21 protein-coding genes, 1 other RNA gene and 1 pseudogene are annotated in these 22,554 nt (G+C 40.7%); 18 read left to right on the forward strand and 5 right to left on the reverse strand.

Features of this window, described 5'->3' with window-relative positions:
- Positions 1–8: 8 nt before the first annotated feature.
- On the reverse strand, positions 9–548 hold the full coding sequence (locus tag ACFX4I_RS02300) for a hypothetical protein (RefSeq protein WP_377418891.1): 540 nt from the start codon (positions 546–548) through the stop codon (positions 9–11).
- 630 nt (positions 549–1,178) lie between these two features.
- Between ACFX4I_RS02300 and ACFX4I_RS02305 the strand changes: the two genes are divergently transcribed.
- The 6 genes and pseudogenes from ACFX4I_RS02305 to ACFX4I_RS02330 all read left to right on the forward strand — a co-directional run.
- Positions 1,179–1,418, forward strand: coding sequence for a hypothetical protein (locus ACFX4I_RS02305; protein ID WP_377418894.1), 240 nt, complete (start codon positions 1,179–1,181; stop codon positions 1,416–1,418).
- Between the two features lie 391 nt (positions 1,419–1,809).
- A complete protein-coding gene (locus ACFX4I_RS02310) occupies positions 1,810–2,076 on the forward strand; it encodes a translation initiation factor 2 (RefSeq protein ID WP_377418898.1) in 267 nt (88 codons plus the stop codon).
- A gap of 140 nt (positions 2,077–2,216) precedes the next feature.
- The gene (locus ACFX4I_RS02315) at positions 2,217–2,456 is read left to right on the forward strand and encodes a hypothetical protein (RefSeq protein WP_377418901.1); all 240 of its coding nucleotides are present in this window, start codon (positions 2,217–2,219) and stop codon (positions 2,454–2,456) included.
- Positions 2,457–3,684: 1,228 nt separating this feature from the next.
- A complete protein-coding gene (locus ACFX4I_RS02320; protein ID WP_377418904.1) occupies positions 3,685–4,245 on the forward strand; it encodes a recombinase family protein in 561 nt (186 codons plus the stop codon).
- A gap of 403 nt (positions 4,246–4,648) precedes the next feature.
- Entirely contained in the window at positions 4,649–5,443 is a 795-nt protein-coding gene (locus tag ACFX4I_RS02325; RefSeq protein ID WP_377418907.1) for a hypothetical protein, read from the forward strand.
- Positions 5,444–5,947: 504 nt separating this feature from the next.
- Positions 5,948–6,064 (forward strand): annotated as a pseudogene (locus tag ACFX4I_RS02330) (hypothetical protein); the annotation flags it as partial.
- Positions 6,065–6,289: 225 nt separating this feature from the next.
- Here the strand turns inward: ACFX4I_RS02330 and ACFX4I_RS02335 are convergent.
- Both ACFX4I_RS02335 and ACFX4I_RS02340 read right to left on the reverse strand, forming a co-directional pair.
- Positions 6,290–7,126, reverse strand: a complete 837-nt coding sequence (locus ACFX4I_RS02335) for a M15 family metallopeptidase (RefSeq protein WP_230303608.1) — start codon at positions 7,124–7,126, stop codon at positions 6,290–6,292.
- 55 nt (positions 7,127–7,181) lie between these two features.
- Entirely contained in the window at positions 7,182–7,724 is a 543-nt protein-coding gene (locus ACFX4I_RS02340; RefSeq protein WP_230303607.1) for a hypothetical protein, read from the reverse strand.
- A gap of 176 nt (positions 7,725–7,900) precedes the next feature.
- Here ACFX4I_RS02340 and secG point away from each other — a divergent pair, with 176 nt between their 5' ends.
- From secG to ACFX4I_RS02370, 6 genes are all read left to right on the forward strand, one after another.
- Entirely contained in the window at positions 7,901–8,134 is a 234-nt protein-coding gene (gene secG, locus ACFX4I_RS02345; protein ID WP_061465545.1) for a preprotein translocase subunit SecG, read from the forward strand.
- Between the two features lie 140 nt (positions 8,135–8,274).
- Complete coding sequence (locus ACFX4I_RS02350) at positions 8,275–9,021, forward strand: alpha/beta hydrolase (protein WP_098371539.1); 747 nt, start codon at positions 8,275–8,277, stop codon at positions 9,019–9,021.
- A 33-nt stretch (positions 9,022–9,054) separates the two neighbouring features.
- Positions 9,055–11,412: a ribonuclease R gene (gene rnr / locus ACFX4I_RS02355; protein ID WP_377418910.1), complete on the forward strand. Its 2,358-nt coding sequence runs from the start codon at positions 9,055–9,057 to the stop codon at positions 11,410–11,412.
- A 67-nt stretch (positions 11,413–11,479) separates the two neighbouring features.
- Positions 11,480–11,947 (forward strand): SsrA-binding protein SmpB, encoded by a 468-nt coding sequence (smpB, locus tag ACFX4I_RS02360; RefSeq protein WP_057912049.1) that lies wholly within the window; start codon positions 11,480–11,482, stop codon positions 11,945–11,947.
- 123 nt (positions 11,948–12,070) lie between these two features.
- Positions 12,071–12,432: a transfer-messenger RNA gene (gene ssrA / locus ACFX4I_RS02365) on the forward strand.
- Between the two features lie 226 nt (positions 12,433–12,658).
- The gene (locus ACFX4I_RS02370; protein ID WP_377418913.1) at positions 12,659–13,483 is read left to right on the forward strand and encodes a nuclease-related domain-containing protein; all 825 of its coding nucleotides are present in this window, start codon (positions 12,659–12,661) and stop codon (positions 13,481–13,483) included.
- Positions 13,484–13,755: 272 nt separating this feature from the next.
- On the opposite strand, the gene ACFX4I_RS02375 is transcribed toward ACFX4I_RS02370, so the two are convergent.
- Positions 13,756–14,232 (reverse strand): helical membrane plugin domain-containing protein, encoded by a 477-nt coding sequence (locus ACFX4I_RS02375; RefSeq protein ID WP_230300570.1) that lies wholly within the window; start codon positions 14,230–14,232, stop codon positions 13,756–13,758.
- An 18-nt stretch (positions 14,233–14,250) separates the two neighbouring features.
- Positions 14,251–17,190 carry a formate dehydrogenase subunit alpha gene (gene fdhF, locus ACFX4I_RS02380; RefSeq protein WP_377418916.1) on the reverse strand — a complete coding sequence of 980 codons (2,940 nt, stop codon included), beginning with the start codon at positions 17,188–17,190 and terminating at the stop codon, positions 14,251–14,253.
- A gap of 334 nt (positions 17,191–17,524) precedes the next feature.
- Here fdhF and ACFX4I_RS02385 point away from each other — a divergent pair, with 334 nt between their 5' ends.
- From ACFX4I_RS02385 to ACFX4I_RS02410, 6 genes are all read left to right on the forward strand, one after another.
- Positions 17,525–17,887 carry a Na-translocating system protein MpsC family protein gene (locus ACFX4I_RS02385; protein ID WP_096339376.1) on the forward strand — a complete coding sequence of 121 codons (363 nt, stop codon included), beginning with the start codon at positions 17,525–17,527 and terminating at the stop codon, positions 17,885–17,887.
- A 55-nt stretch (positions 17,888–17,942) separates the two neighbouring features.
- The gene (fdhD, locus tag ACFX4I_RS02390) at positions 17,943–18,746 is read left to right on the forward strand and encodes a formate dehydrogenase accessory sulfurtransferase FdhD (RefSeq protein ID WP_377418919.1); all 804 of its coding nucleotides are present in this window, start codon (positions 17,943–17,945) and stop codon (positions 18,744–18,746) included.
- Positions 18,747–18,885: 139 nt separating this feature from the next.
- Positions 18,886–19,758, forward strand: a complete 873-nt coding sequence (locus ACFX4I_RS02395) for a LysR family transcriptional regulator (protein WP_098371528.1) — start codon at positions 18,886–18,888, stop codon at positions 19,756–19,758.
- Positions 19,759–19,912: 154 nt separating this feature from the next.
- Positions 19,913–20,839: an AEC family transporter gene (locus ACFX4I_RS02400; protein ID WP_377418922.1), complete on the forward strand. Its 927-nt coding sequence runs from the start codon at positions 19,913–19,915 to the stop codon at positions 20,837–20,839.
- Between the two features lie 159 nt (positions 20,840–20,998).
- A complete protein-coding gene (locus ACFX4I_RS02405; RefSeq protein ID WP_230300566.1) occupies positions 20,999–22,024 on the forward strand; it encodes a tripartite tricarboxylate transporter substrate binding protein in 1,026 nt (341 codons plus the stop codon).
- 57 nt (positions 22,025–22,081) lie between these two features.
- Positions 22,082–22,537 carry a tripartite tricarboxylate transporter TctB family protein gene (locus ACFX4I_RS02410; RefSeq protein ID WP_230300565.1) on the forward strand — a complete coding sequence of 152 codons (456 nt, stop codon included), beginning with the start codon at positions 22,082–22,084 and terminating at the stop codon, positions 22,535–22,537.
- The last annotated feature ends 17 nt before the right edge of the window (positions 22,538–22,554 follow it).

Below are 22,554 nucleotides of genomic sequence, written 5' to 3' on the forward strand. Positions count from 1 at the left end.
GGAACGCTCTAGGTCTCATAAACATTCTTCACTCGAATAGTATCACCATCTACTTGAATGTCCCCAAGGGTCATGTCTATAATGTCCGCTGTATTGTAGCCCGCTCCCAACCCCACTGCCATGCATGCCATAATGGTTCGGCTAGCAGTTTCGTTATGTAGATGGACGTAGAAATCCTCATTAAACAGTTGATAGAAGTCAAATCCATTTAGAAGGTAGTTGGCTTTTGGTTTCCTACTGTTTCCTTCTAAGTTCATATCCTTTGGAACTTCGAGCGGAAACACCTTTCTTTCGCTTATCGGCAAATTTAAGACTTTTCCCTGTACAAATGTATAGAATTTTTTCAAAGTAAAATAATATCCACTTAGATTTCTATCAAGTGTATCAAAAAAACCTACAAGATTACTTTCACTTATGGCTTCCTGTGCATCTGTATTCCCTCCAACTAAGTCTATAAATCGGTTGATTTTAGGTCTATCTTGTCCCCATGTCCTGTTCTTTTCATCGGTGTTCTCTCTAAACAATTCAACTGCTTCTTGTATCTTCAACGCCCTCTCACTCTCCTATGTGTGACCCTTTCTAAAAAACGTATAGTCTATTCAACATATTAACATATTATCCCATTTATAACCTGAAGCATATTGGTTTTCATATTGAAGCAACTGCCCCGTTAGTCTTTGGTGGTCAGTGATGGCGGATATGGCGGCTTCTGCTAAAAATAAGTATAAAAAAAGCCGACCTTTATTGGTCGGTTTCTTCAAATTTGAAATCAGCTACAGGCGACCAAATTGGCGTGATTCTTAATGAACTAACGCACCCGTTAGCCATCCATGAATCGCAAAAATCGGCGATTCACCACAAAGAATGAAAATGGTTAGGAAGTGTCATTACTGATACTGACCTTAATCCAGTCAACCCTAATCCATAGACTAATTAATTAACGCTCTCCTCTTTTTTTAAAACGATTGAGCAGGGTCTTCTTAAGTATTGTCATTTTTCATTTTTTAAAGAAACTTATTTTCATGGTAGTTCATTAAGAAAAGCGATTCTGGAATAAGCTAATGAATATTTTTTTCGAACTGCGTATTAGAACATATAAACATGCCTTCACCCAAAAGTACATGGAGCATAAAATAAAAATAAATTGAAGATGGTATTAAGTACTGAAGGCGCAGGATTTGTATGAAAATAAAAACTTTGATCAAAATAGCCAAAACATGAACACAGAAAGTCAAGCCGCTAAGCTTGCTATAATTGCCACTGCGATCACTACATTTGGCGATGCTTTAGGCACTATTGCAGCAATACTTGCATTCGAAGAAGAACAACAGGAACGAATGGATAAAGAAGAATATATAAAAGTGCAAAAACAGATCGACTATTTAACAACCGAATTTGAAAAACTTAAAAACAAGTAAATAAGGAGAAGTTCCATTTTATCTAGGGGCAATAATTCCTTTGTATTGACCATTTAACTGTAGCATCGGTTAATATGCTTTTTCAGATGACTTTACCTTTTAAGTCAACTTGTAAGTGCTTCGTACGGTTCAACCGTTTGAAATGTGTAGTAACTTCACTAATATAAATATTATGTTTTATCATGTAACTCTACATCTTCCAACAGTGTGCCTTCTGCCCATTCGATCTCTTCGAATACAAAGAGCATCTAAGCATTGTCACTTGCTAAATACTCTTTCCCTGAAAGTATTAATCTTAAACCATTGTCATTATAATTCTCTTTTCTGTGTTTAACGCATATGATTAAATGAAGACATTTTTGCTTTTCATCGAAATAAGGAGGAAGTGATTATGGGTAACAATAAAAATAATATAAATCAATCCCCTGATTCACGAGAAATTTACGCTGCTAAACTTGCATTTATTGGAGCATCCATCTCTACATTAGGGGATGGCTTACAAGCAATCGCTGCAGGTATAGCCCTAGAGCTATTGGAAAAATCAAACAATGGAAGTTCTCAAAGTCAGAATGATCAATCTAAACAGACAGAAAAGACGCAAAAGCAGGTAGACGATTTAATTAATGAGTTAAAACAAATCAAAAAAATTATTTACTAGTATACTTTTATTCAATGTAATATGTTGTTTTAATAGCCTTTCGCATCATTCTATTCCTATTTTGATGTCTTCCACAATATGTTTTTTAAAATACACCTGATGCAATTAGTACAGATCTTTTAAATTGGAGGGATAAGTTGATGGCGAATAATAACAATATAAGCCAAAATAAAACCCCGAAAAAAGGAAATTACACAGTGGAACTGGCTGCAGTTGCAGGTGCAATTACTACTATTAGTGATGAAATAACAAAGATTGCAGCAGAGCTTTCATTTTCTGAAGTGCAAAGAGACAATAACATTAACGCTATTAATAATCTACAAAAACAAATTGATTTCTTATCAAATGAAATAAAAGAAATGAAAAAGACGATGAGATAATGTGTTTTCTGCAAATGCTAATGTACCCAAAGATTTGAATACTACAATGCACCTTCTTACTTCGCTTTTTGGTCAATTAAGCATCACAAAACAATTAAATTTCTTATTAAGCTCACTATGATAACTAAAAAAGACACAATGCCTTATACAAGGATTGCTCCCTTTAACGGAATAACTTGATTATCACTTAACAAGTCCTTATTTTCTTAATAGGTTTGATATTTTCAAAATAAATGCATGTAGGATTTCCCTAACGGGTTCGGTTGATGGGAGGAAACTTCAATTCACAGGTGTATTCTCACCATTTTTAACAACGATTTCATCATTAAATTGACATTTGAAATAGCAACTGAATTATTCAGTTGCTATTTTTATGATATATTTTCATTAAAATTGCTTAGAGAAAAGGACGGTAAACCAGAAAATAACCTATTAAAGATGTAGTGACAATGGTTGCTATGTAAATCAGTTTATTATTTGCTTTTTGATAGAACCAACATCCTAATATTATCAAACTAAGGAAATCAAAAGTAAGTTGGAAAAAAAGTATGGTTATTATATAAATAGATACTTACACCAATTGTATACGATTAAGTTTGTATAAAGCATTCAATTTATCGCTACTATTATCCTTCTTGAGCTAACCTGCCCCGATAGTTTAAGTACATTATTTCACAATCAATATAGCTTACATTAACAACAAGCTGCCGCTACCGTGTTGTATATGTCCCCAAAATGCCCATAAACGCTCATTAATGCTTGTATGGCGTATTAAGTGATTTCTTTTTCAGCACCATAGGAGTTAGGGGTGAATATGAGGTCCGTATGTAAGCCTGCTATTATAGTTGGTTGATAATAGGTGATAGAGAAACCACGCTCATCCACAAACAAGAACTCGGTAAATGTTCGACACGAAACAACTTTTAGATGTATTTTAGCGCTGTAAAGTGATAAAACATATAGTAAAACCCTAATGTTGTTCGACAATGATTATCGATAACAAAGGTGTAACCTAATATGTGAAAATCTTCGCTATTATCCTATTGTTTTCGATAACCTGTTTGTAAATCTAGAGCGTGCCTTAAGTTTATAAACGATAAGCATTACAAAGTAGTAAATCTAGAATCTTTGTTCTAATTAATTTACAGTTTGTAAACAAAGTTATTGAGTCTATTTTTACAATGTGCTATTCTGGATTCATCGATACATACGGAAGGAACGTAGAAACATGAACATAGCATATATAAGAGTATCAACAGTTGAACAGAACGAAGCAAGACAAGTACAAGCAATGAAGCAGTACAACATAGATAAGGTGTATCAAGAAAAGGTTTCCGCTAAGAATAAAGATAGACCTAAGCTACAAGAGATGTTAGATTTTGCAAGAGAAGGAGATACAATCTACGTTGCAGACTTCTCAAGATTAGCACGATCTACAAAAGACTTGTTAGAACTAGTCGAACTAATAGAATCAAAAGGAGTTCAATTAGTATCCATTAAAGAGAATATTGATACCTCGACCGCAACTGGTAGATTGATGTTAAAGATGATTAGTGCAATTAATGATTTTGAACGTGAAAATATGCTTGAAAGACAACGTGAAGGCATTGCTATAGCTAAAGCAGAAGGAAAGTACAAAGGACGAAAAAAAGTATCGATTTCAGACTTCGACAAGCAATACCAAAGATATATGAATAGAGAAGTATCAAAGTCTCAGCTAGCAAAGGAACTAGGTGTATCCAGACCAACACTGGACAAGTTAATCAAAGAGCAGGCAACAAGAGAGTAAATAAGGGACATCCTGAGGGTGTCTCTTTCTTTTTGTTTATATGTGCGTTCATATTGATGATGTCAAGTCCTTACAAACAAAAGGGATAAACCCCTTTTGTTTGTTAAAAGATGTAATGATTGTGAAGGATAGTACTAAACGTAATGGGCAGGTCAGTTGAACTAGATAGTTAGATGGTGATATGCGTTATCTTTTTTATATGATCTAAAATCGTTCAAAAATCGCCTACAAAGCCATTTAAGCAGTTCTGAAACGATTTGGAATCCTTCCAATACTCACAATCTATTCGGAAGCTGTAAAAGGTATGTGGGGGGCGTGATTAACACAATTTCAAGGTGCTTTTTGAGGAAATGGAAGCAGGCTGGGTCAAATCCACATTATGAGATTTTACGATGAGGACTATGTGTTAAAATATGGATATGCAGAAATTGGAGGATGGACTATGGGGGAATTTTTCATACCTTTGTTATTGAAATTTGGTACGCAGGAGAATATAGAATCTCTATTAAATGATGGAACTATTTATATGAATAGGCTAGGACATTATGTTGAATTGGAAAAAGATGAATTAGAGAAAAAAATCAAACGTGCAGATCGATATGATGGCTTGCATATGAGGTTTAAACCAACAGGTGTTACGATGATTGTTGATGATCATAAAATTGAAGGATCAGCTAAATCTGTTGATATCACAATTAATGAAACGCTAGAAAAGTATGTTTATTGTTTAGCGGGGATTACTATTGAAAGGCTATATGCTTATAAAGCAGGGAAGATTACTAGACTTATTCCTGAAGACTTGGAAAAATTCGGGGAATATTGCACGGTTATTATTGATACAGGTCAATTTGTGAAAAGAATTAATGATCATTTTGATGTTGAAGATCAAAAGTACATTTCATATATTGATCTTGAAAATACTGAAGGTTTTATTGGACCGTTTAAGAAGGACTGGGGGTTTCAAGATCAATTGGAATTCAGACTTCTGGTGAAAAATCATGATAATAGTAAGTCTCCAATTAAAAAAAACATAGGAGGTTTATCGGGAGCATTTAACTTGGAAACAAAATTGCTTGAAGAAAAATTAACTAACACTACGGTTAGATTTAATGAGGTGGAACGAGAAGAGATGAATCTACTGGATGTTCTGATAATGAGATATGAGGAGGACATGGAGGATATGAGGAGAGGAAATTAACCACCAACATTTTCACATCACGGTGTAATTAGATCGAGACGAAACCAATCGAGATGAATGGCAACGGTGTGAAAATCGTTCGAAAACCAATTGTTTTTCCTGTTTGTTATCGATAACAGACCCGAATCGGATAGCTTAATACTAAAACGAATGAAAGCCCTTGGCATTACTGAAGGATTTTCGAAACGATACAAGGAGAATTAGGTTAATAGCCTAGTTCCCCTTGTATTTATTTATAGAAGACCTTTGTCTTTGAACACTTTTCGTAATGCTTGGTTAACGAGGTCTGATTTTTCCGCTTTTATATATAAGTTATTTGTTAATTCAAATGCCACTATACCTCTTGTTGGTTAATGTAATATAAAAGTTATGATATAATTTGATATAAGTTGTACATAGCTTGAGTTGATTAAGATAGCTTTGTCCGAGTTAAGTAATACAACTACACATATAATAGGAAGAAAAAATTAATGAACGTTGATATAATCATGTTTTTATTGGATTTCAATGTCCCGTACAGACCGTATCGCTAAATACAACCAACTTCTTCGCATCGAAGACCAGCTTGGTGACTTGGCTGTATATGGCGGCTTGAAATCTTTCTATAACTTGAAGAAGTAATTATTTTGGGATTCCGCTTCTGACGAGAAGATGGATTCTGCACAGTAATTTCTTTTCACCTCCCATTCAATATGAGAATACACATTGGATGGGAGTTTTTTTGCTTATAAAGTTAGCCGTCCAGTCACTGATTCCAGCTTGGTTCAAGGCTGATAAAGGGGTTTAATCAAACGTTTGATTAATACCGTTCCATAAAAAAAGGTGCCGCATCCGGGCACCTTTTTTTTACTCATTCGATACAGCTTTCACTGGTACGGCATTATAGTATTCTTCTAATGTAATCTTCGCTTCAAAGATTTCGGTTGCGGTAGCGACACCAACATAACGTATGTGCCATGGTTCGTATTTATACCCTGTGATGTTTTCCTTGCCTTCAGGGTAGCGGATGATAAATCCATATTCATGTGCATGTTCAGCAAGCCAGGCGGCTTCATTCGTATCACCAAAGCAGTCTTGGGCGGCACATGCACCATCTTGGGTCGTGACATCAATCGCGAGTCCCGTTTCATGCTCGCTTGTCCCAGGCATTGCACTGTAAGTTTTAGCTTTTTCTTCCCCATCTTTAGCCACATAGTTATTAAAGACCGCGATCTGTCTTTGGTGAGAGCGATAAGCGGAAACGCCGGCAAAGTGCATGTTTTCTTTTTCGGCAGCCTGGAACATTACTTCAAGTGCCTTCCCCGCTTCCTCGCGCATCATTCTTTTTTCAATTTTATCTTGAAAGATGAAATCCACTTTTGGGTAGATAAGGTCAGCGGGTTTGTAATCTTCAGGCAGGCTGTATTGTTTATTGACAAGTACAGGAATGCCTTCCGGATGTGCTAACGTCTGAAGGCCAGCCTGTCCGGGTTTAGCCGTTTCATCAACTTCCACCTGGCGTTGGGCCGATTCTTTTTCATCATTATTCTTGTCAGTTTCTATCTCCTTATCCGCATGCGTATCCGGGGAGCTCGGTTGTTCTTCTTTTTGCTCTTTTTCATCATTGCCGGTCAGGTCGAATGAACAGCCAGCCATCAGAATGAAAGATGATAGAGCAGTTGCTGCAAATATAGGTTTTAACATTTGAAAGGCCCCTTGCTTTTAATATAAGATTTCCAATAAAATTAGTTTTGAAAAATTATCGTGATAAGTAATCCCTTGTTAATTCACTTTGATATTTATCAAGAAATAAACCAATCCAGACGACCATCAATAATAATGGATAATCATTACGAACTGCGGTTTGCACGACGGGATCAGACCAAAAGTTCGAAAGGAAACCAGATGATCTCCTGATTGTCTCGAATGTGACAAGGGCGTGAAACGATAACCAAAGAATCGTAAGCGTATTGGTCCCAAACCCAATGACCGCAGCTATGACGCTCAGCAAGGCTGCTGCTGCCCCGATCAGGAGGACATGGAAGCTGGATTGGAAAAAGTCGGTACCGCTATTGGAAAGTCCATTATAAATAATAGCAGTAAAATAAACGGTTGTCGTGATATATGCAGCAAATAATAAGTATCGATTTCCGTGATACTTTGCCAGCAGCAATAAAAGCGGTGATAGGATGATTAATAGGACACTGATAAGATTGCTTCCGCCTGTCCATAAAGAATAGCCGGCAACCGCCGAGAATAGGATGGTCAGGAGATCAAGAATCCGAAGTATGGACTTAAACATGTTGACACCTCTTTCTCTATTTATGCAAATTATCTCAAACTTTGTTTCAAAAAGAAATAAATGACCATGGGTTTTTAGGAATTCTTACCATCATAGTATAACAAAGATTGTGGATATTTATTGGGTGTGGTAAAGTTAAAGTAATTGTTTATTGGTTCTTCAGGAGGTGTAATTGCATGCATGCATTTCTCATAACGCTTTTAGTGATTGTCAGTATAGCCCTCATTGTGACGGTATTGCTTCAATCAGGTAAGAGTGCAGGTTTATCGGGTGCGATTGCCGGCGGTGCCGAGCAGCTATTCGGAAAGCAAAAGGCACGCGGTTTGGACCTAGTTTTACATCGGGCAACGGTAGTATTGGCTATTTTATTCTTTGCTTTAACTTTACTTGTTGCATTCTTTGATGTGTAATGGATCAAAAATGAGTCTAGCTAAATAGCTAGGCTTTTTTCTTTGCACAATAGTCGCATGAATAGATATAGTGATTTTAGTACTTAATTATAGGATAGGGATTTTTTTAATTCTATTTACCGATAAAGGAGTTTAAAATCATGAAAATCAAGCTGCAGCAGCCCTTTACTTTTGAAGGCGGAAAAAGGGCTGTCTTACTTTTACATGGATTTACGGGGAATTCGGCGGATGTGCGGATGCTGGGCCGTTACTTGGAGAAACAGGGATACACCTGCCATGCCCCGCACTATAAAGGGCATGGCGTTCCGCCAGAGGAGCTGGTGAAAACGGGTCCGGAAGATTGGTGGAAAGATGTCATGATGGCCTATGATTTTCTGAAAAGCAAAGGTCATGAAGAAATTGCTGTTGCCGGACTCTCATTAGGAGGCGTATTTTCTCTTAAATTAGGTTACACTGTACCTATAAAGGGTATCGTATCAATGTGTGCGCCTATGCATATTAAAAGTGAAGAAATGATGTTTAAAGGAGTATTGGAGTACGCCAGAGAATTTAAGAAGTATGAAGGGAAAACTCAAGAGCAAATAGAGCTTGAAATGGACCTCCTTGCCGATAAACCGATGAATACATTGAAAGCCCTTCAGGAGTTGATAACGGATGTAAGAGAGCACGTCGACCTTATTTACGCTCCGACATTTGTCGTGCAGGGCCGGCATGATGATGTTATCAATCCAAAAAGTGCCGATATTATTATTGATTCCATTGAATCACCGGTCAAACGAATCAAGTGGTATGAGGAATCCGGCCATGTCATAACCCTTGATAAAGAAAAAGACCAGTTGCATGAAGATGTATTGGAATTTTTAGAAAGTCTGGATTGGTCCGAATAACAAATTTATTATACCCTGAATAGGAGGGTTTTCATGGAAGATAACATTCAAGAACATATTAATAAGCTTCTGACATACATGACGGATGAAGCGTATAAGCCGCTAACGGTACAAGAACTGGAAGAGGCTTTGAAAATCGAAGACTCGGCAGATTTCAAGAATTTCGTTAAGGCTTTAGTAAAAATGGAAGAAAAGGGATTGGTGGTCCGAACAAGAAGCAATCGTTACGGCCTGCCGCAAAAAATGAATTTGTTCCGCGGTAAATTAACGGGACATGCAAAGGGATTCGCATTTGTGACACCTGACGATAACCCAGGAATGGATGATATTTTCATTCCGCCAAATGAAACGGGCACAGCGATGCATGGAGATGTCGTCATGGTACGAGTATCTTCGGAAACATCGGGCTCAAGGCAAGAAGGCACGGTCATCAGAATACTTGAACGCGGAATTAAACAAGTGGTCGGTACATACTCCGAAAGTAAAAGTTTTGGTTTCGTCATCCCTGATGATAAAAAGATCGCAAGCGATATCTTCATCCCACAGCACGCTTCACATGGAGCGGTAGAGGGGCATAAAGTTGTCGTCAAGCTTACTTCTTATCCTGAAGGACGTATAAGTGCTGAAGGCGAAGTCATTGAGATTCTGGGGCATAAAAATGACCCTGGCGTGGATATTCTTTCCGTGATCCATAAATATGGTTTGCCGATGGAGTTCCCGGAAGACGTAATGGAGCAAGCCAATGCCGTTTCGGATACCATTCAAGAAAGTGAAATTGGCAGCCGCAGGGATTTGCGCAATGATGTTTTGGTCACGATTGATGGAGCGGATGCAAAGGACCTGGATGACGCCGTCACTGTTTCTAAACTTGAAAATGGCAATTACAAGCTGGGTGTTCATATTGCTGATGTCAGCCATTATGTGAAGGAAGGTTCGCCAATCGATAAGGAAGCTTTGGAAAGAGGGACGAGCGTATATTTGGTGGACAGGGTCATTCCGATGATCCCGCATCGTTTATCGAATGGCATTTGTTCCTTGAACCCACAAGTCGATCGTTTTACACTCTCTTGTGAAATGGAAATCACGCCAGATGGCAAAGTCGTCAATCATGAGATTTTTGAAAGTGTCATTAAGACGACGGAACGTATGACATATGGCAATGTGAACAAAATCCTTGTGGATAAAGATGAAGAACAGCTCGAACGCTACGAAGCATTGCTGCCAATGTTCCAGGACATGGAGAAGTTAGCGGCCATCCTTCGTAAAAACCGGATGAACCGCGGTGCGATCGACTTTGATTTCAATGAAGCGAGAGTTATCGTTGATGAAGAGGGCCACCCGACTGATGTGGTTTTACGTGAAAGGTCGGTTGCGGAAAAGCTGATTGAAGAGTTCATGCTTGCGGCAAATGAAACCGTTGCAGAGCATTTCCACCGTCTTGACGTTCCGTTCATCTACCGTATTCATGAAGATCCAAAGCCGGAAAAACTGCAGCGTTTCTTCGAATTCATTACGAATTTCGGATATATTGTACGGGGATCGGCCAATGACGTCCATCCTAAGGCGTTACAGGAAATCATTGAGGCAGTTGCAGGTAAACCGGAAGAAACGGTCATTTCAACCGTCATGCTTCGTTCCATGCAACAGGCGAAATATGATCCGGAGAGCTTAGGTCACTTTGGTTTATCTGCTGAGTTTTATACACATTTCACATCGCCGATTCGCCGTTACCCGGATTTGATCGTGCACAGGTTGATCAGGACCTACTTGGTGGAAGGTAAACTGGATGAAGCTACGAAGGAGAAATGGAATGCCAATTTACCTGAGATTGCCGATCATACATCGAAACGTGAACGTCGCTCAGTCGATGCTGAACGGGAAACGGATGATCTGAAGAAAGCGGAATACATGCTGGATAAAATCGGCGAAGAATATACCGGGATCATTGGTTCGGTTACGAATTTCGGGATGTTCGTCGAGTTGCCGAACACCATTGAAGGACTTGTCCATGTCAGCTTCATGACGGATGATTATTACCGATTCGATGAGCGTCAGCTTGCAATGATCGGGGAACGTACCGGTAATGTATTCAGGATTGGCGATGAGATCGACGTACGTGTTTCCAACGTCAATAAAGAGGAACGCGCCATTGATTTTGAAATTATCGGCATGAAGGTAAGCCGTCCGCGTCCATCTGGCGAGAAGAAAATATTCAAAGCCAATTCAGGTGAACGTAAACGCGGCCGAGGCGGCAATGGGGGACGTAAGGAAGGAAAAAGCGGCGACCGTAATGGAGATTCGACTTCTTCTGGAAGAAAATCGAAAAATAAGAAAAAATTCTTTGAAAATGCGCCAGCTGCCAAGCGCAAGAGAAAACCAAAAAAGAGATAAAGATTGAGGCGGGGGGATGATCATTTCATCCTCTCACCGCGATTGGATGTAAAAAGGGGAGAGTTAGATGCCAAAAGGCTCAGGTAAACAACTAGCACAAAATAAAAAAGCTTATCATGATTTCTTTATAGAACAAACATTTGAAGCAGGTATCGTTTTGAAAGGGACGGAAATCAAGGCAATCCGTGCGGCCCGAGTGAATTTGAAGGATGCCTTCGCTAAAATAGAAAATGGTGAAATCTATCTTCATAATATGCATGTAAGTCCTTATGAGCAGGGAAACCAGTTTAACCATGACCCATTGCGGACACGGAAGCTACTTTTGCATAAGAAAGAAATCAGTAAACTGATCGGTGAAACAAAGGAAACAGGTTACACCATCGTGCCGTTGAAAATGTATTTGAAGAATGGCTTTGCCAAAGTTTTAATCGGACTTGGAAAAGGGAAGAAACAATATGACAAGCGTGACGACCTGAAGAAGAAGGAAGCGAAGCGTGATATTGAACGTGCTTTCCGGGATCGCCAGAAGATGTAGAACTGCCAAGACCTTACAATTGATTTTTTGAACCAATCTGTTATAATTAATCCTGTACCGATGACAATTGAATATCAGCCAACTTGCTGACTATTCTTCTCTCGTACGCTCCATTTCTATCATGGGGACGTTACGGATTCGACAGGGATAGTTCGAGCTTAAGTTGCGAGTCGAGGGGATCGGCCTCGTTAAAACGTCAACGCCTATAACTGGCAAACAAAACAACAACCTAGCTTTCGCTGCTTAATAACAGTCGATAGCTGTTCCTCCCTCCATGGCCCACGTGGTAGGGTAAGGGACTCACTCTAAGTGGGATACGCCGGAATCCACCGTCTGAGGATGAAGGAAGAGACCAATCAGACTAGCTGCTCTGCCGCCTGTCGATAGGCTAATGAGTTCGCGAAATGCGAATATATCGACTACACTCGTAGAAGCTTAAGTGCCGTTATGTCTGGACGTGGGTTCGACTCCCACCGTCTCCACCAATACATATATTGGTGGTTTTTTATTTGTTTTTTTTTAAGTTGTATTTGTCGAAAAATCGATATATCGAATAATTCGCAGATAAATCAGGAGTTTTCGGGGATATATCTCCATTTTCGAAGATATATCCCCGATTTCGCAGATAAATTGTACATTCGCTATCATATAAAGGAATATTCCTTGCTTCTGTAGAATCCTTTGGGAGAAACCAAGATTGGAGCGATGAAATTGATTGTAAAAAAGCGGAAAGTTCCTCTTGCAATACATAAACTACGTGCATTAGCGTGCAGGCTTCCTCCGAATCACCCTAAAATACCTTTAATCATGAACGATCTCAAAAAAAGGGAAGCGGGCTATAAAGGGGAATGTTCCATTGATTTTCCATTAAGCTTTCTTGAACCGAAAAGCTATTTCATCTTCCACGATTTAAGGCTGCAGGATCAATCCCGATTTTTCCAACTGGATACCTTATTAATCTCCAAGAAATATGCGCTTATCATTGAAGTGAAGAACATTTTAGTGGCAATCTATTTTGATCCGCATTTCAATCAGCTCATTCGAACGATTGAAGGAAAAGAAACGGCATTTCCAGATTCCATCATACAAGTCAGCCGCCAAGAGTCACAGTTAACCAATTGGTTCCTGAAAAATGGTTTTCCCTCACTCCCCATCCTTTCTTTAATTGTCATCAGTAATCCCCAAACAATCATCCGTACAGCTCCTGGTAACCATAAACTCCACTTTAAAGTTATCCATCGCGATGCACTTCCTTATAAAATTAGTCAAATGGAAGACTCCATAACAGACTCCAGTTTTAGTGAAAAAGATTTGAAAAAAGCAGTTCGCGTAATAAATAAACACCACATCGATGCGGACTTTTCCATTCTGGAACAATACAACCTTACCGAAAAGGACCTAATTAAAGGAGCGATATGTAGAATTGCAAGGGGAATCAGTTATTTAGAAGGCATGGCACATGGATTTGTCATCAATGCCAACTGTCCAGTAAAAAAGCACATATCCAGGCTTTACGAGATTATTTTTATCTATTAGGCTCTACCATAACGAATCAGCAGTTGAGGGACTTTTTAAACATTTCCTCTTCATCCAGTGCAACGAGGATCTTGCAATCAATGAATCTGACAAGCAGCGGTGCGAATAAGGGGAGGGTGTACAGCCTGTATTTTGATGAGTGATTTCTAGGTGATCATGCCCTCATCAGACTAATTGTTTCTAAACTATTCCTTAATTTTGCATTATTCAATATCGTAATACATGATAAAAAAAGACTCAAAAGAAGCTTCTCTTGAGTCTTTGTTCCGATTCTATTCTTTTAATTCCTTACCCATTCCCTTTAGGAAGTGGACGCCAAAGCCGATCGCCCGGTTTATGTCTGGATCATTCAATGTTTTCATTAAATCCAAAACTCCGATCTTCTTATCGGCCTGAAGGAATTTATTTCCTTCATCGATTCCTGCAAGTGCACTGTGTAGCAGTTTCGTGGATTGTGCGGCATCGGCGTGCATCAAGGCTCCTGTTGCCCCCATAAGGGTATTGATCAGGTTTGTGACAGGTTGCCTTGTGATTTGTTGAAGAGCGATTTTCGCAATTTGTTCTTTTCCTTGAAGCATGGAGGTCGCGGCTTCGAATACTCCTGAGTCATTCAGTTCATTGACGATTTTAAACATATTGTTTAATGCATCTTCATTATCGGTGATCAGCGTTTTCAGTTCTTCGAGTTTTTGTAGCTTTATTTCTTCCTCAGTAATGGGATTATGGATTTCCGTAATAGGAGCTGCCATGATCTTCACCCTCCTTGTTTATTTATCCGTTAAGTGAACATACCCTGGACGGGCCCACTTACGTTCAACCTCGACACCATTTTGAGGATGACGTTTTTTGTTCCTTGGATTGGTACCCGGTAATGGGATGTCTCCGCTTGCGCTTAATACTTCCATGCGGACCATCGTCTGCTTGTAAGCAGGCGTGCTTGTGCGTTGATCATAGATAGGACCAGTCAGGAAGTTAATGGCTGAGTCTTTATCGACTGAGTTCATCGGTAAAAATAGCTCATTATTCTTCACACGGTCTGTGATCAGGGCTTTTAATTTAACGGCCCCGAATGGAGACACTAAGCGAACGAGTCCGCCATCGCCGACTTTACGTTCTTTGGCAAGTTCTGGTGAAACCTCAACGAAAATATCAGGTACTTTCGATTGGATTCCATTGGATTTGTTCGTCATATTGCCTTCATGGAAATGCTCCAGCATGCGTCCATTATTGATATGAAGGTCATATTCTTCCGGGAATTTATGAGGTTCCACCCAGTCAGCCAGTGCAAAGCGCGCTTTCTTATCAGGGAAGTTGAAGCCATCCACATAAAGAAGCGGCGTGTTTGAGCCATCATGGCTTCCCCAGAGGAAGCTGTTCCATCCTTCCAGCACCTCGTAATTCGCTTGGCTGAATATCGGTGACAGGCTTGCCATTTCATCATAGATTTCACTAGGGTGAGTGTAGTTCCATTTTGCACCTAAGCGGTTGGCGATCTCTTGAGTGATTTCCCAGTCCGCTTTAGAATCTCCCATAGTGGGAAGGGCTTTATATAAACGCTGTACACGACGCTCCGTATTGGTGAACGTCCCGTCTTTTTCAAGAGATGGAGCTCCGGGCAATACCACGTCCGCATATTGGGCTGTCCTTGAAAGGAAAATATCCTGGACAACAAAGAAATCCAATCCGGATAATACTTTATCAACATGGTTTGCATCCGCATCAACAAGTGCCATATCTTCTCCGACAAGATACATGGCCTTCATGTCGCCTTTTTCTATCGCTTTAAGCATTTCAATATTGTTCAAGCCTGGTTTGCCATCGATTTTCACTCCATAAGCTTTTTCGAATTTAGCACGTGCCACGTCATCGGTAACATGCTGATATCCTGGAAGCCATGTTGGCAGGGTTCCCATATCGCAAGCGCCCTGTACATTGTTATGGCCGCGAAGCGGATAAGCTCCCGCTCCTTGACGACGGTAGTTACCCGTAGCCAATAGTAAGTTGGAAATTGCCGCTGAAGTATCGGAAGCACCTGTGTTTTGTGTAACGCCCATACCCCAGAGAATGCATGTCCCGTCTGCATCGCGAATGGTCTCAGCTATTTGGATCAATGTTTCTCTTGAAATGCCTGTGTGTGTTTCTGCATATTCCAGGGTGTATTTTTCAAGTACCTCTTTATAGTCGTCGAAGAAGTTAACATTTTCATTGATGAATTCTTGATCATGCCAGCCTTGATCGATCATATATTTTGTAACCGCCATCAACCAAACTTGGTCTGTTCCTTGTTTTGGACTGATATGGATGTCGGAGCGCTCGGCCATTTCGTTTTTGCGGATGTCAGCTACGATCAGTTTTTGTCCGTGAAGCTTGTGTGCCCGTTTTACGCGTGTCGCCAGTACCGGATGGCCTTCTGCAGGGTTAGCCCCAACGATGATGACAAGACCTGCTGCGGCGATATCTTTAATCGTACCAGCATCTCCGCCCATGCCGACTGTACGGAACAGTCCGTCTGTTGCCGGGGATTGACAGTAACGCGAGCAATTGTCGACGTTATTCGTTTCGAACATTTGCCGTGCCAGTTTTTGAATCACATAGTTTTCTTCATTCGTGATCTTGGATGAGGAAATGAAGCCTACTGAATTTCCGCCGTATTGCTGTTTGATCGAACCAAGTCTTGATGCAACCAAATCAAGTGCTTCATCCCAGCTTGATTCGACGAATCTACCATTTTTCCGAATCAGTGGCTTGGTCAAACGTTTTTCCGAGTTTACGAAGTCCCAACCGAATTTCCCTTTGACACATGTGGATATCGCATTGACGGGTGCTTCATGAGTAGGTTGGACTTTAAGGATTTTACGGCCTTTTGTCCAGACTTCGAATGTGCATCCTACCCCACAGAATGTACAGACCGTTTTTGTCTTCTTCGTCCGTGTATCACGCATTGCCGCTTCAATCTCCGAAATGGCAAAAATCCCGCTGTATCCAGGTTCCACTTCTTTGACAAGGTCAATCATTGGTTCAAGCATATCGTTTTTCAAACCTGACATGAAGCCTGCCTCACCCAGCATCGATTTTTCCATTAATGCATTACATGGACAAATGGTTACACACTGTCCGCAGCCTACACAAGATGAGTTATTGATTTCCGTTCCTTCATCCCAGATTACCCGGGGGCGTTCCGCTTCCCAGTCGATGGACAGTGTCTCGTTGACCTGAAGGTTTTGGCAGACTTCGACACATTGCCCGCATGCGATGCATTGATTGGCATCATAGCGGTAAAATGGATGGGACATATCGACGGCACCCAATTCCACTTTCGGTGTGTAAGGATATTTTTGGTGTTCAATTTCCATTAATTCCGCTGTGTTATGCAGTTTGCAATTTCCGTTATTATTATCACATACAGTACAGTATAAAGAATGGTTTTCCAGGATCCGGTCCATGGCTTCGGTTTGGGCTTCCTTTGCCTTGCTTGAGTCCAAGGCTATATTCATGCCGCCCGCTGCTTTTGTCGAACATGACCGGACGAGTTCCCCATTAACTTCGACGATGCATGTGTCGCATGTTTGGATCGGATCCACTTCAGGAACATAACAAATCTGTGGATGAGCTATCTCATTTTGGTTGAGGATCTCCAGTATTGTCGCTCCTTCATTAGCGGTATAATCCTTCCCATTGATTTTGATGGTGATGTTTGAATCGCTCATTATATTTCCCCCTTTTATAGCCAAAAACACGAAAAAAACCACCATGATCACACCTCCGGCTCTAAAACGGTGGTGTAGGTCATGGTGGAATAGTTTAATAGCAAAGCTTGCCAATATACCAATCCATACCATAATGGATAATTTTTAAAAAAGATAGGACACAACAGTACACTATTATGCTCCCAACTTTCCTCTTGGATATTATACCTTTAATTATAACAAGAAACAATCCTGGAAAGAGGTTATCATTCCCAAATTCCTTTCGTTTTTCTTCGCGTTGATTTATGATAAGAAAATTGAGAACTTAATTTTCTTGAATTGGAGTGACGTAACGGTGTCAAAAGTTATCCATGAATTCAATGATATGATTCGTAAGCTGCGCAAGGAACTATTCGGTAAAGGACCAGAACGCATACACACGGTTTTCGTGGAAAATATGGCCGTTTCTACGTTATATGGGAATTTGACTCCTACGGAAATGTTCATATCAAGATCGGAGGAAGGAAGGGACATGGTCCATTCAGCACGTACCAAAATGGTTCAGGATGTGTATTCGGAGAGTCCTCCTGATGGAATGGAAGAACTGGTTGGAGCTAAACTGGTCCATTTGTTTTCAGATATCAAAATTAAAGAGAACATAGCGATTTCCGTATTCGTATTTGATAAGCATATAGCGGACAAACTCAACGGGCATTGACCATGTTCCTTACATATTGGTCAATTGGCTCCTGGATAGTAAAAGGAGTGGGATCATGAAAGCGATTGAAAGCAAGAGGGACATCATCCGGATAACCAAAGGCAACATCGATCGGACGGAAGATACGATCGTAACGGAGTATCCCGTTACTGTCAAAATAAATGGCCAGGAATTCGTCACGATGGTTTGTACACCTGAATACATCGAGGATATGGTGATTGGTTATTTGGCTTCGGAAGGCATCATCAAAAAATATGATGAGATAAAAGAAATCTGGTTCCAGGAAAAAGAGGGCTTTGTTCATGTGAAGACAGATAAAGTGAATCCCTACTTCCAGGACTTTCAAAATAAGCGGTATATTACATCATGCTGCGGAATGAGCAGACAAGGGTTCGTCTTTGTGAATGATGCATTGACTGCCAAGAAAATGGATAATGTTTCGGTGAGGCTGACTCCCGATGACTGCTTCCGCTTGATGAAGGATTTACAAAATTCCGCTGTCACCTTCCAGAACACAGGCGGAGTCCACAATGCCGCTTTATGCGATGTCGATGGCCTTGTATTAAGCAGGATGGACATCGGACGGCATAATGCCTTGGACAAGATATACGGCCATTGCTTGAAGAATGGTATTTCGATAGAAGGGAAAGCCATCGTGTTCAGCGGCCGGATTTCATCGGAAATTCTCTTGAAAGTGGCGAAAATCGGCTGTGAACTGATACTCTCGAAATCCGCTCCAACCGAATTGGCTTTGGAGTTGGCTGAAGGATTGGGAATCACCACGGTCGGGTTCATTCGTAATGATTCACTGAATATCTATACATGCCCTGAAAGAATTCAATTGAATGACCGAGCGTGAAAGATGTCGCTCCTAAGGCGGGCTGGAGAATGCGCTTTGGGAAAGTCCTTGCCGTCATTGCCTGGATATATCCAACAGGCCTTTTATGGTACAGTTTGGATAAGACATTCAAGGAAAAAGCGGTATCGGGGGAAGGGTTATGAATGAGAGGGATTGGCATATTTTAAAGGTGTTGCATGAGCACAAGAATATTACTAAAACGGCGCAAAGTTTATATATCTCGCAACCTTCTTTAACGAAACGAATTCAACAAATAGAGAAGGAGTTCAATCTAAAGATTGTGGAGCGGGGAACAAGGGGAGTGCAGTTCACCCCTCAAGGAGAATATTTGGCCAACTGTGCAGATGAGATGCTGATCAGGCTCCGGCAGATAAAAGAGACAGCGTTCAATATGGGTCAGGAAATCAGTGGAACATTACGGCTGGGTGTTTCCAATTATATCACGCTGCATAAATTGCCTGGCCTGTTGAGATTATTTCGTGAGCGGTATCCTAAAGTGGATTTCCATGTGACCACTGGTTGGAGTAAAGAAGTACTGAACCTCATTTACAAGGAAGAAGTGCATGTAGGGATCGTTCGGGGGGACTATCAATGGGCAGGATCAAGGCATCATCTTTTTGAGGAAACGATTTGTATTGCTTCCAAGGAAGAAATCGAAGTCCGGGACCTGCCTTTCTTGCCGAGGATCGATTATGGGACGGATGCCCTTTTAAAAACAATGATCGATAATTGGTGGAGAGACAATTTTTCTGGACCGCCTTTGGTGGGAATGGAAGTGGACAAAGGTGATACATGCAAAGAAATGGTCAGGAATGGGCTGGGCTATGGCATCCTCCCCAGTGTTTTATTAGAGAAAGACCAAAATCTCCGTCAAATGGACCTTAAGGATAAGCAAGGTAATCCCCTTATCAGGAATACATGGATGTTATATCATGAAAAGTCGCTGGAATTAAAACTGGTCAAAGCGTTTGTCGAATTTGTCAAAGACGTCGACTTCATGAGTGATATTTAACTGGAAGCGCAGAAACCTCTGTGCTTTTTTATCATTCCTTTTTTGAATGGATAACGATAATTTATTGGTATTTTAATTATGGGTATCCCGGCATTATGATAGATGGGAGATGTAAATCATCAGGAATTTGCCTAAGGAATGGAGAGGAAGTCAAGTGAGTGTCCTGTTTCTGATCGTATTGAATGTCATTGTGCCGGTCTTTTTCCTAATAGGGGCGGGGGCCATCCTGCATCGTAAATTCAAGTTGGATATGAATACGCTGTCTAAATTGAATCACTTCCTGCTCATGCCGGCCATTAGCTTTGTCAATATATATCAAAGTAAAATGGGCGGGGGGATGATCATCCAGATATTCAGCTTCCTTGCTCTTCAAGCAGTAAGCCTCATCATCGTGAGTACAGTGATTGCTAAACTTGCCAGGTTTGATCAAAGCCTTTCTGCCACGTTTAAAAATAGTGTAGTCCTGAATAACTCAGCCAATTTCGGGTTACCCGTCAGTCAGATGGTTTTTAATGGGAATCCTCTTGGCCTGTCGATCCAAGTCATCGTGATCATTTTTCAAAACCTGTTGACCTATACCTATGGATTGATGAATTCTGTTTCCGTCCATACAAAAAGTGCGAAGGGCGCCATTCGCGAGTTCTTGAAGAACCCCGTCATTTATGCTTTATTACTCGGTTTTCTATTACATTCCGCTTCTTTCGACATTCCGCTGTTCTTATGGACCCCGATTGAAAATATCGCGAGTGCTTTCATAGCCATTGCATTGATTACATTGGGTGCACAGAGTGCCTATTTGAAAATGACGCAATTTCCGCTTCCGCTTATCCTTAGCTTGGTTGGCCGGTTAATACTCTCGCCATCCATCGCATTCCTGATCATCCTCCTGCTGGGCTTGGAAGGGACTGTCGCTCAGGGTTTATTTATCGCAAGCTCATTTCCAACATCAAGAAACAGCGCATTATTCGCTTTGGAATATGACAACCATCCGGAGTATGCGGCACAGGCAGTCTTGATGTCGACTTTATTCAGCAGTATAACGGTAACGATGGTCGTATATCTATCAAAAATACTATTCTAGCAGGGCTGCTCTTAATGGGCGGGCCTTTTTCCAATGTCTCCCGATAAAACTTTATGAACAATATAGAGGTTATGGAATTTATGTATCTTAGGTTAATAATCAAAGAAAAGGAAGATATTTTTGTAGAATTAAGAAAACGCTTTCAAAAGGAGGATTATTATGTTTTCTCGTAAAAAGATTTCTGCGGTATTATTGGCAAGTTCGTTAGCTTTAACTTTAGGTGCATGTGGCAGCAGTTCGGATACATCAGGAGAAAAGAAAGAAAGCACAGGCTATCCGAAAAAAGCCATAACGGTCGTTGCTCCATCGGGCGCAGGCGGTGGATGGGATTTAACCGCCCGTTCATTTACAAAGGTCTTGAGTGAGACAAAACTGGTGAACCAGCCATTGACCGTCGAAAACAAACCCGGTGGCGGGGGCGCAGTCTTCATGGCGGATTATGCAACACAGCAAGCGGATAATAATGACATGCTGTTCGTGAATTCACCGCCTGTCATCATCAATAACCTTAAAAAAGAAGGCAACAGTCCTTATGGATATAAAAATACGACTCCTTTGGCACAGCTGACAAAAGATTATGGGGCGATAGTGGTAAAGGCGGATTCTGAATTCAAGGATTTGAAATCAGTGCTGGAAGCGGTGAAGAAAGATCCGCGTAAGTTGACCTTTGCAGGAGGATCGGCTCCGGGATCCATGGATCATTTGATTTCCATTCTTCCAGCCTATGAATATGGCTTGAATCCAACCGAACTTAAATACGTTTCGTACGACGGCGGAGGGGAAGCGATTACGGCATTGCTTGGCGGTAATGCAGATGTGATCGGAACGGATGCATCCAGTGTCAGGGAATTTTTAAAAGCAGGAAAGATCAGAGTGCTGGCCGTAACCTCGACTGAACGTTTGGGTGGAGATCTGAAAGACATACCGACGGCAAAGGAACAGGGTGTTGATGCTGAATTCACGATTTGGAGAGGTGTTTTTGGACCTCAGAATATGTCTGAAGAAGCGAAAACATTTTGGGGCAAATCCATTGCGAAGTTAGTTGAAACTTCTGAATGGAAAAAAGAAGTGGAAGTTCAAGGATGGGAACAGGAATATAAAAATAGTGAAGAATTCAGCAAGTTTTTAGAAGAACAGGAGAAACAGGTGCAGCAATTATTAGAAGCTTTAGGCATGGAAAAATAATCGGGGAGAAGGAGGTGCTTTCACCTTCTTCTTGTTTTCTGAAATGGAGGGATTAGGATGGACGTTAAATTTGATCGCTTTGCATCTGTAGCCTTTCTGGCTGTCGGGGTGCTGTTCATGATAGGAAGCAGGAAACTGGCCAGTTCTTCTTATGGAAGTTCGGTAGGACCGGACATTTTCCCTTTTGTATTGGGGCTTGTTCTTGCTGTTTTAAGTATTCGCCTGTTCTATGAGGCATTTCGGAGCAAGGTGCAGGAATCGGGTAAGGGAAAGCTGGAATATAAACCCTTTATCATCATTCTGCTCTCCACCTTGATTTATATTTTGACATTGGAAACGATAGGATATGTCATTACGACCTTTCTCTTTTTGTTTGTTTGCTTTCAAACGATGGAACGGAATAAGTGGGTGGCATCGCTCATCATTTCCGCAGGATTTTCCGGAATCATCTATTATTTATTCGTGAATGTGTTAAAGGGAACACTGCCGGGTTGGCCAATCTGGTTTTCATAAAAGGAAGGGGGATGGGA

Source organism: Peribacillus sp. YIM B13472 (assembly GCF_042788005.1).
Lineage (GTDB): Bacteria > Bacillota > Bacilli > Bacillales > DSM-1321 > Peribacillus > Peribacillus simplex_E.

Coding starts and splice junctions, on each gene's coding strand:
- secG (WP_061465545.1), top strand. CDS start 7,901: ATGCATGCATTTCTCATAACGCTTTTAGTGATTGTCAGTATAGCCCTC.
- ACFX4I_RS02350 (WP_098371539.1), top strand. CDS start 8,275: ATGAAAATCAAGCTGCAGCAGCCCTTTACTTTTGAAGGCGGAAAAAGG.
- ACFX4I_RS02315 (WP_377418901.1), top strand. CDS start 2,217: ATGGCGAATAATAACAATATAAGCCAAAATAAAACCCCGAAAAAAGGA.
- smpB (WP_057912049.1), top strand. CDS start 11,480: ATGCCAAAAGGCTCAGGTAAACAACTAGCACAAAATAAAAAAGCTTAT.
- ACFX4I_RS02395 (WP_098371528.1), top strand. CDS start 18,886: ATGAATGAGAGGGATTGGCATATTTTAAAGGTGTTGCATGAGCACAAG.
- rnr (WP_377418910.1), top strand. CDS start 9,055: ATGGAAGATAACATTCAAGAACATATTAATAAGCTTCTGACATACATG.
- ACFX4I_RS02310 (WP_377418898.1), top strand. CDS start 1,810: ATGGGTAACAATAAAAATAATATAAATCAATCCCCTGATTCACGAGAA.
- ACFX4I_RS02340 (WP_230303607.1), bottom strand. CDS start 7,724: ATGTTTAAGTCCATACTTCGGATTCTTGATCTCCTGACCATCCTATTC.
- fdhD (WP_377418919.1), top strand. CDS start 17,943: ATGAAAGCGATTGAAAGCAAGAGGGACATCATCCGGATAACCAAAGGC.
- ACFX4I_RS02335 (WP_230303608.1), bottom strand. CDS start 7,126: ATGTTAAAACCTATATTTGCAGCAACTGCTCTATCATCTTTCATTCTG.
- ACFX4I_RS02410 (WP_230300565.1), top strand. CDS start 22,082: ATGGACGTTAAATTTGATCGCTTTGCATCTGTAGCCTTTCTGGCTGTC.
- ACFX4I_RS02375 (WP_230300570.1), bottom strand. CDS start 14,232: ATGGCAGCTCCTATTACGGAAATCCATAATCCCATTACTGAGGAAGAA.
- ACFX4I_RS02405 (WP_230300566.1), top strand. CDS start 20,999: ATGTTTTCTCGTAAAAAGATTTCTGCGGTATTATTGGCAAGTTCGTTA.
- ACFX4I_RS02320 (WP_377418904.1), top strand. CDS start 3,685: ATGAACATAGCATATATAAGAGTATCAACAGTTGAACAGAACGAAGCA.
- fdhF (WP_377418916.1), bottom strand. CDS start 17,190: ATGAGCGATTCAAACATCACCATCAAAATCAATGGGAAGGATTATACC.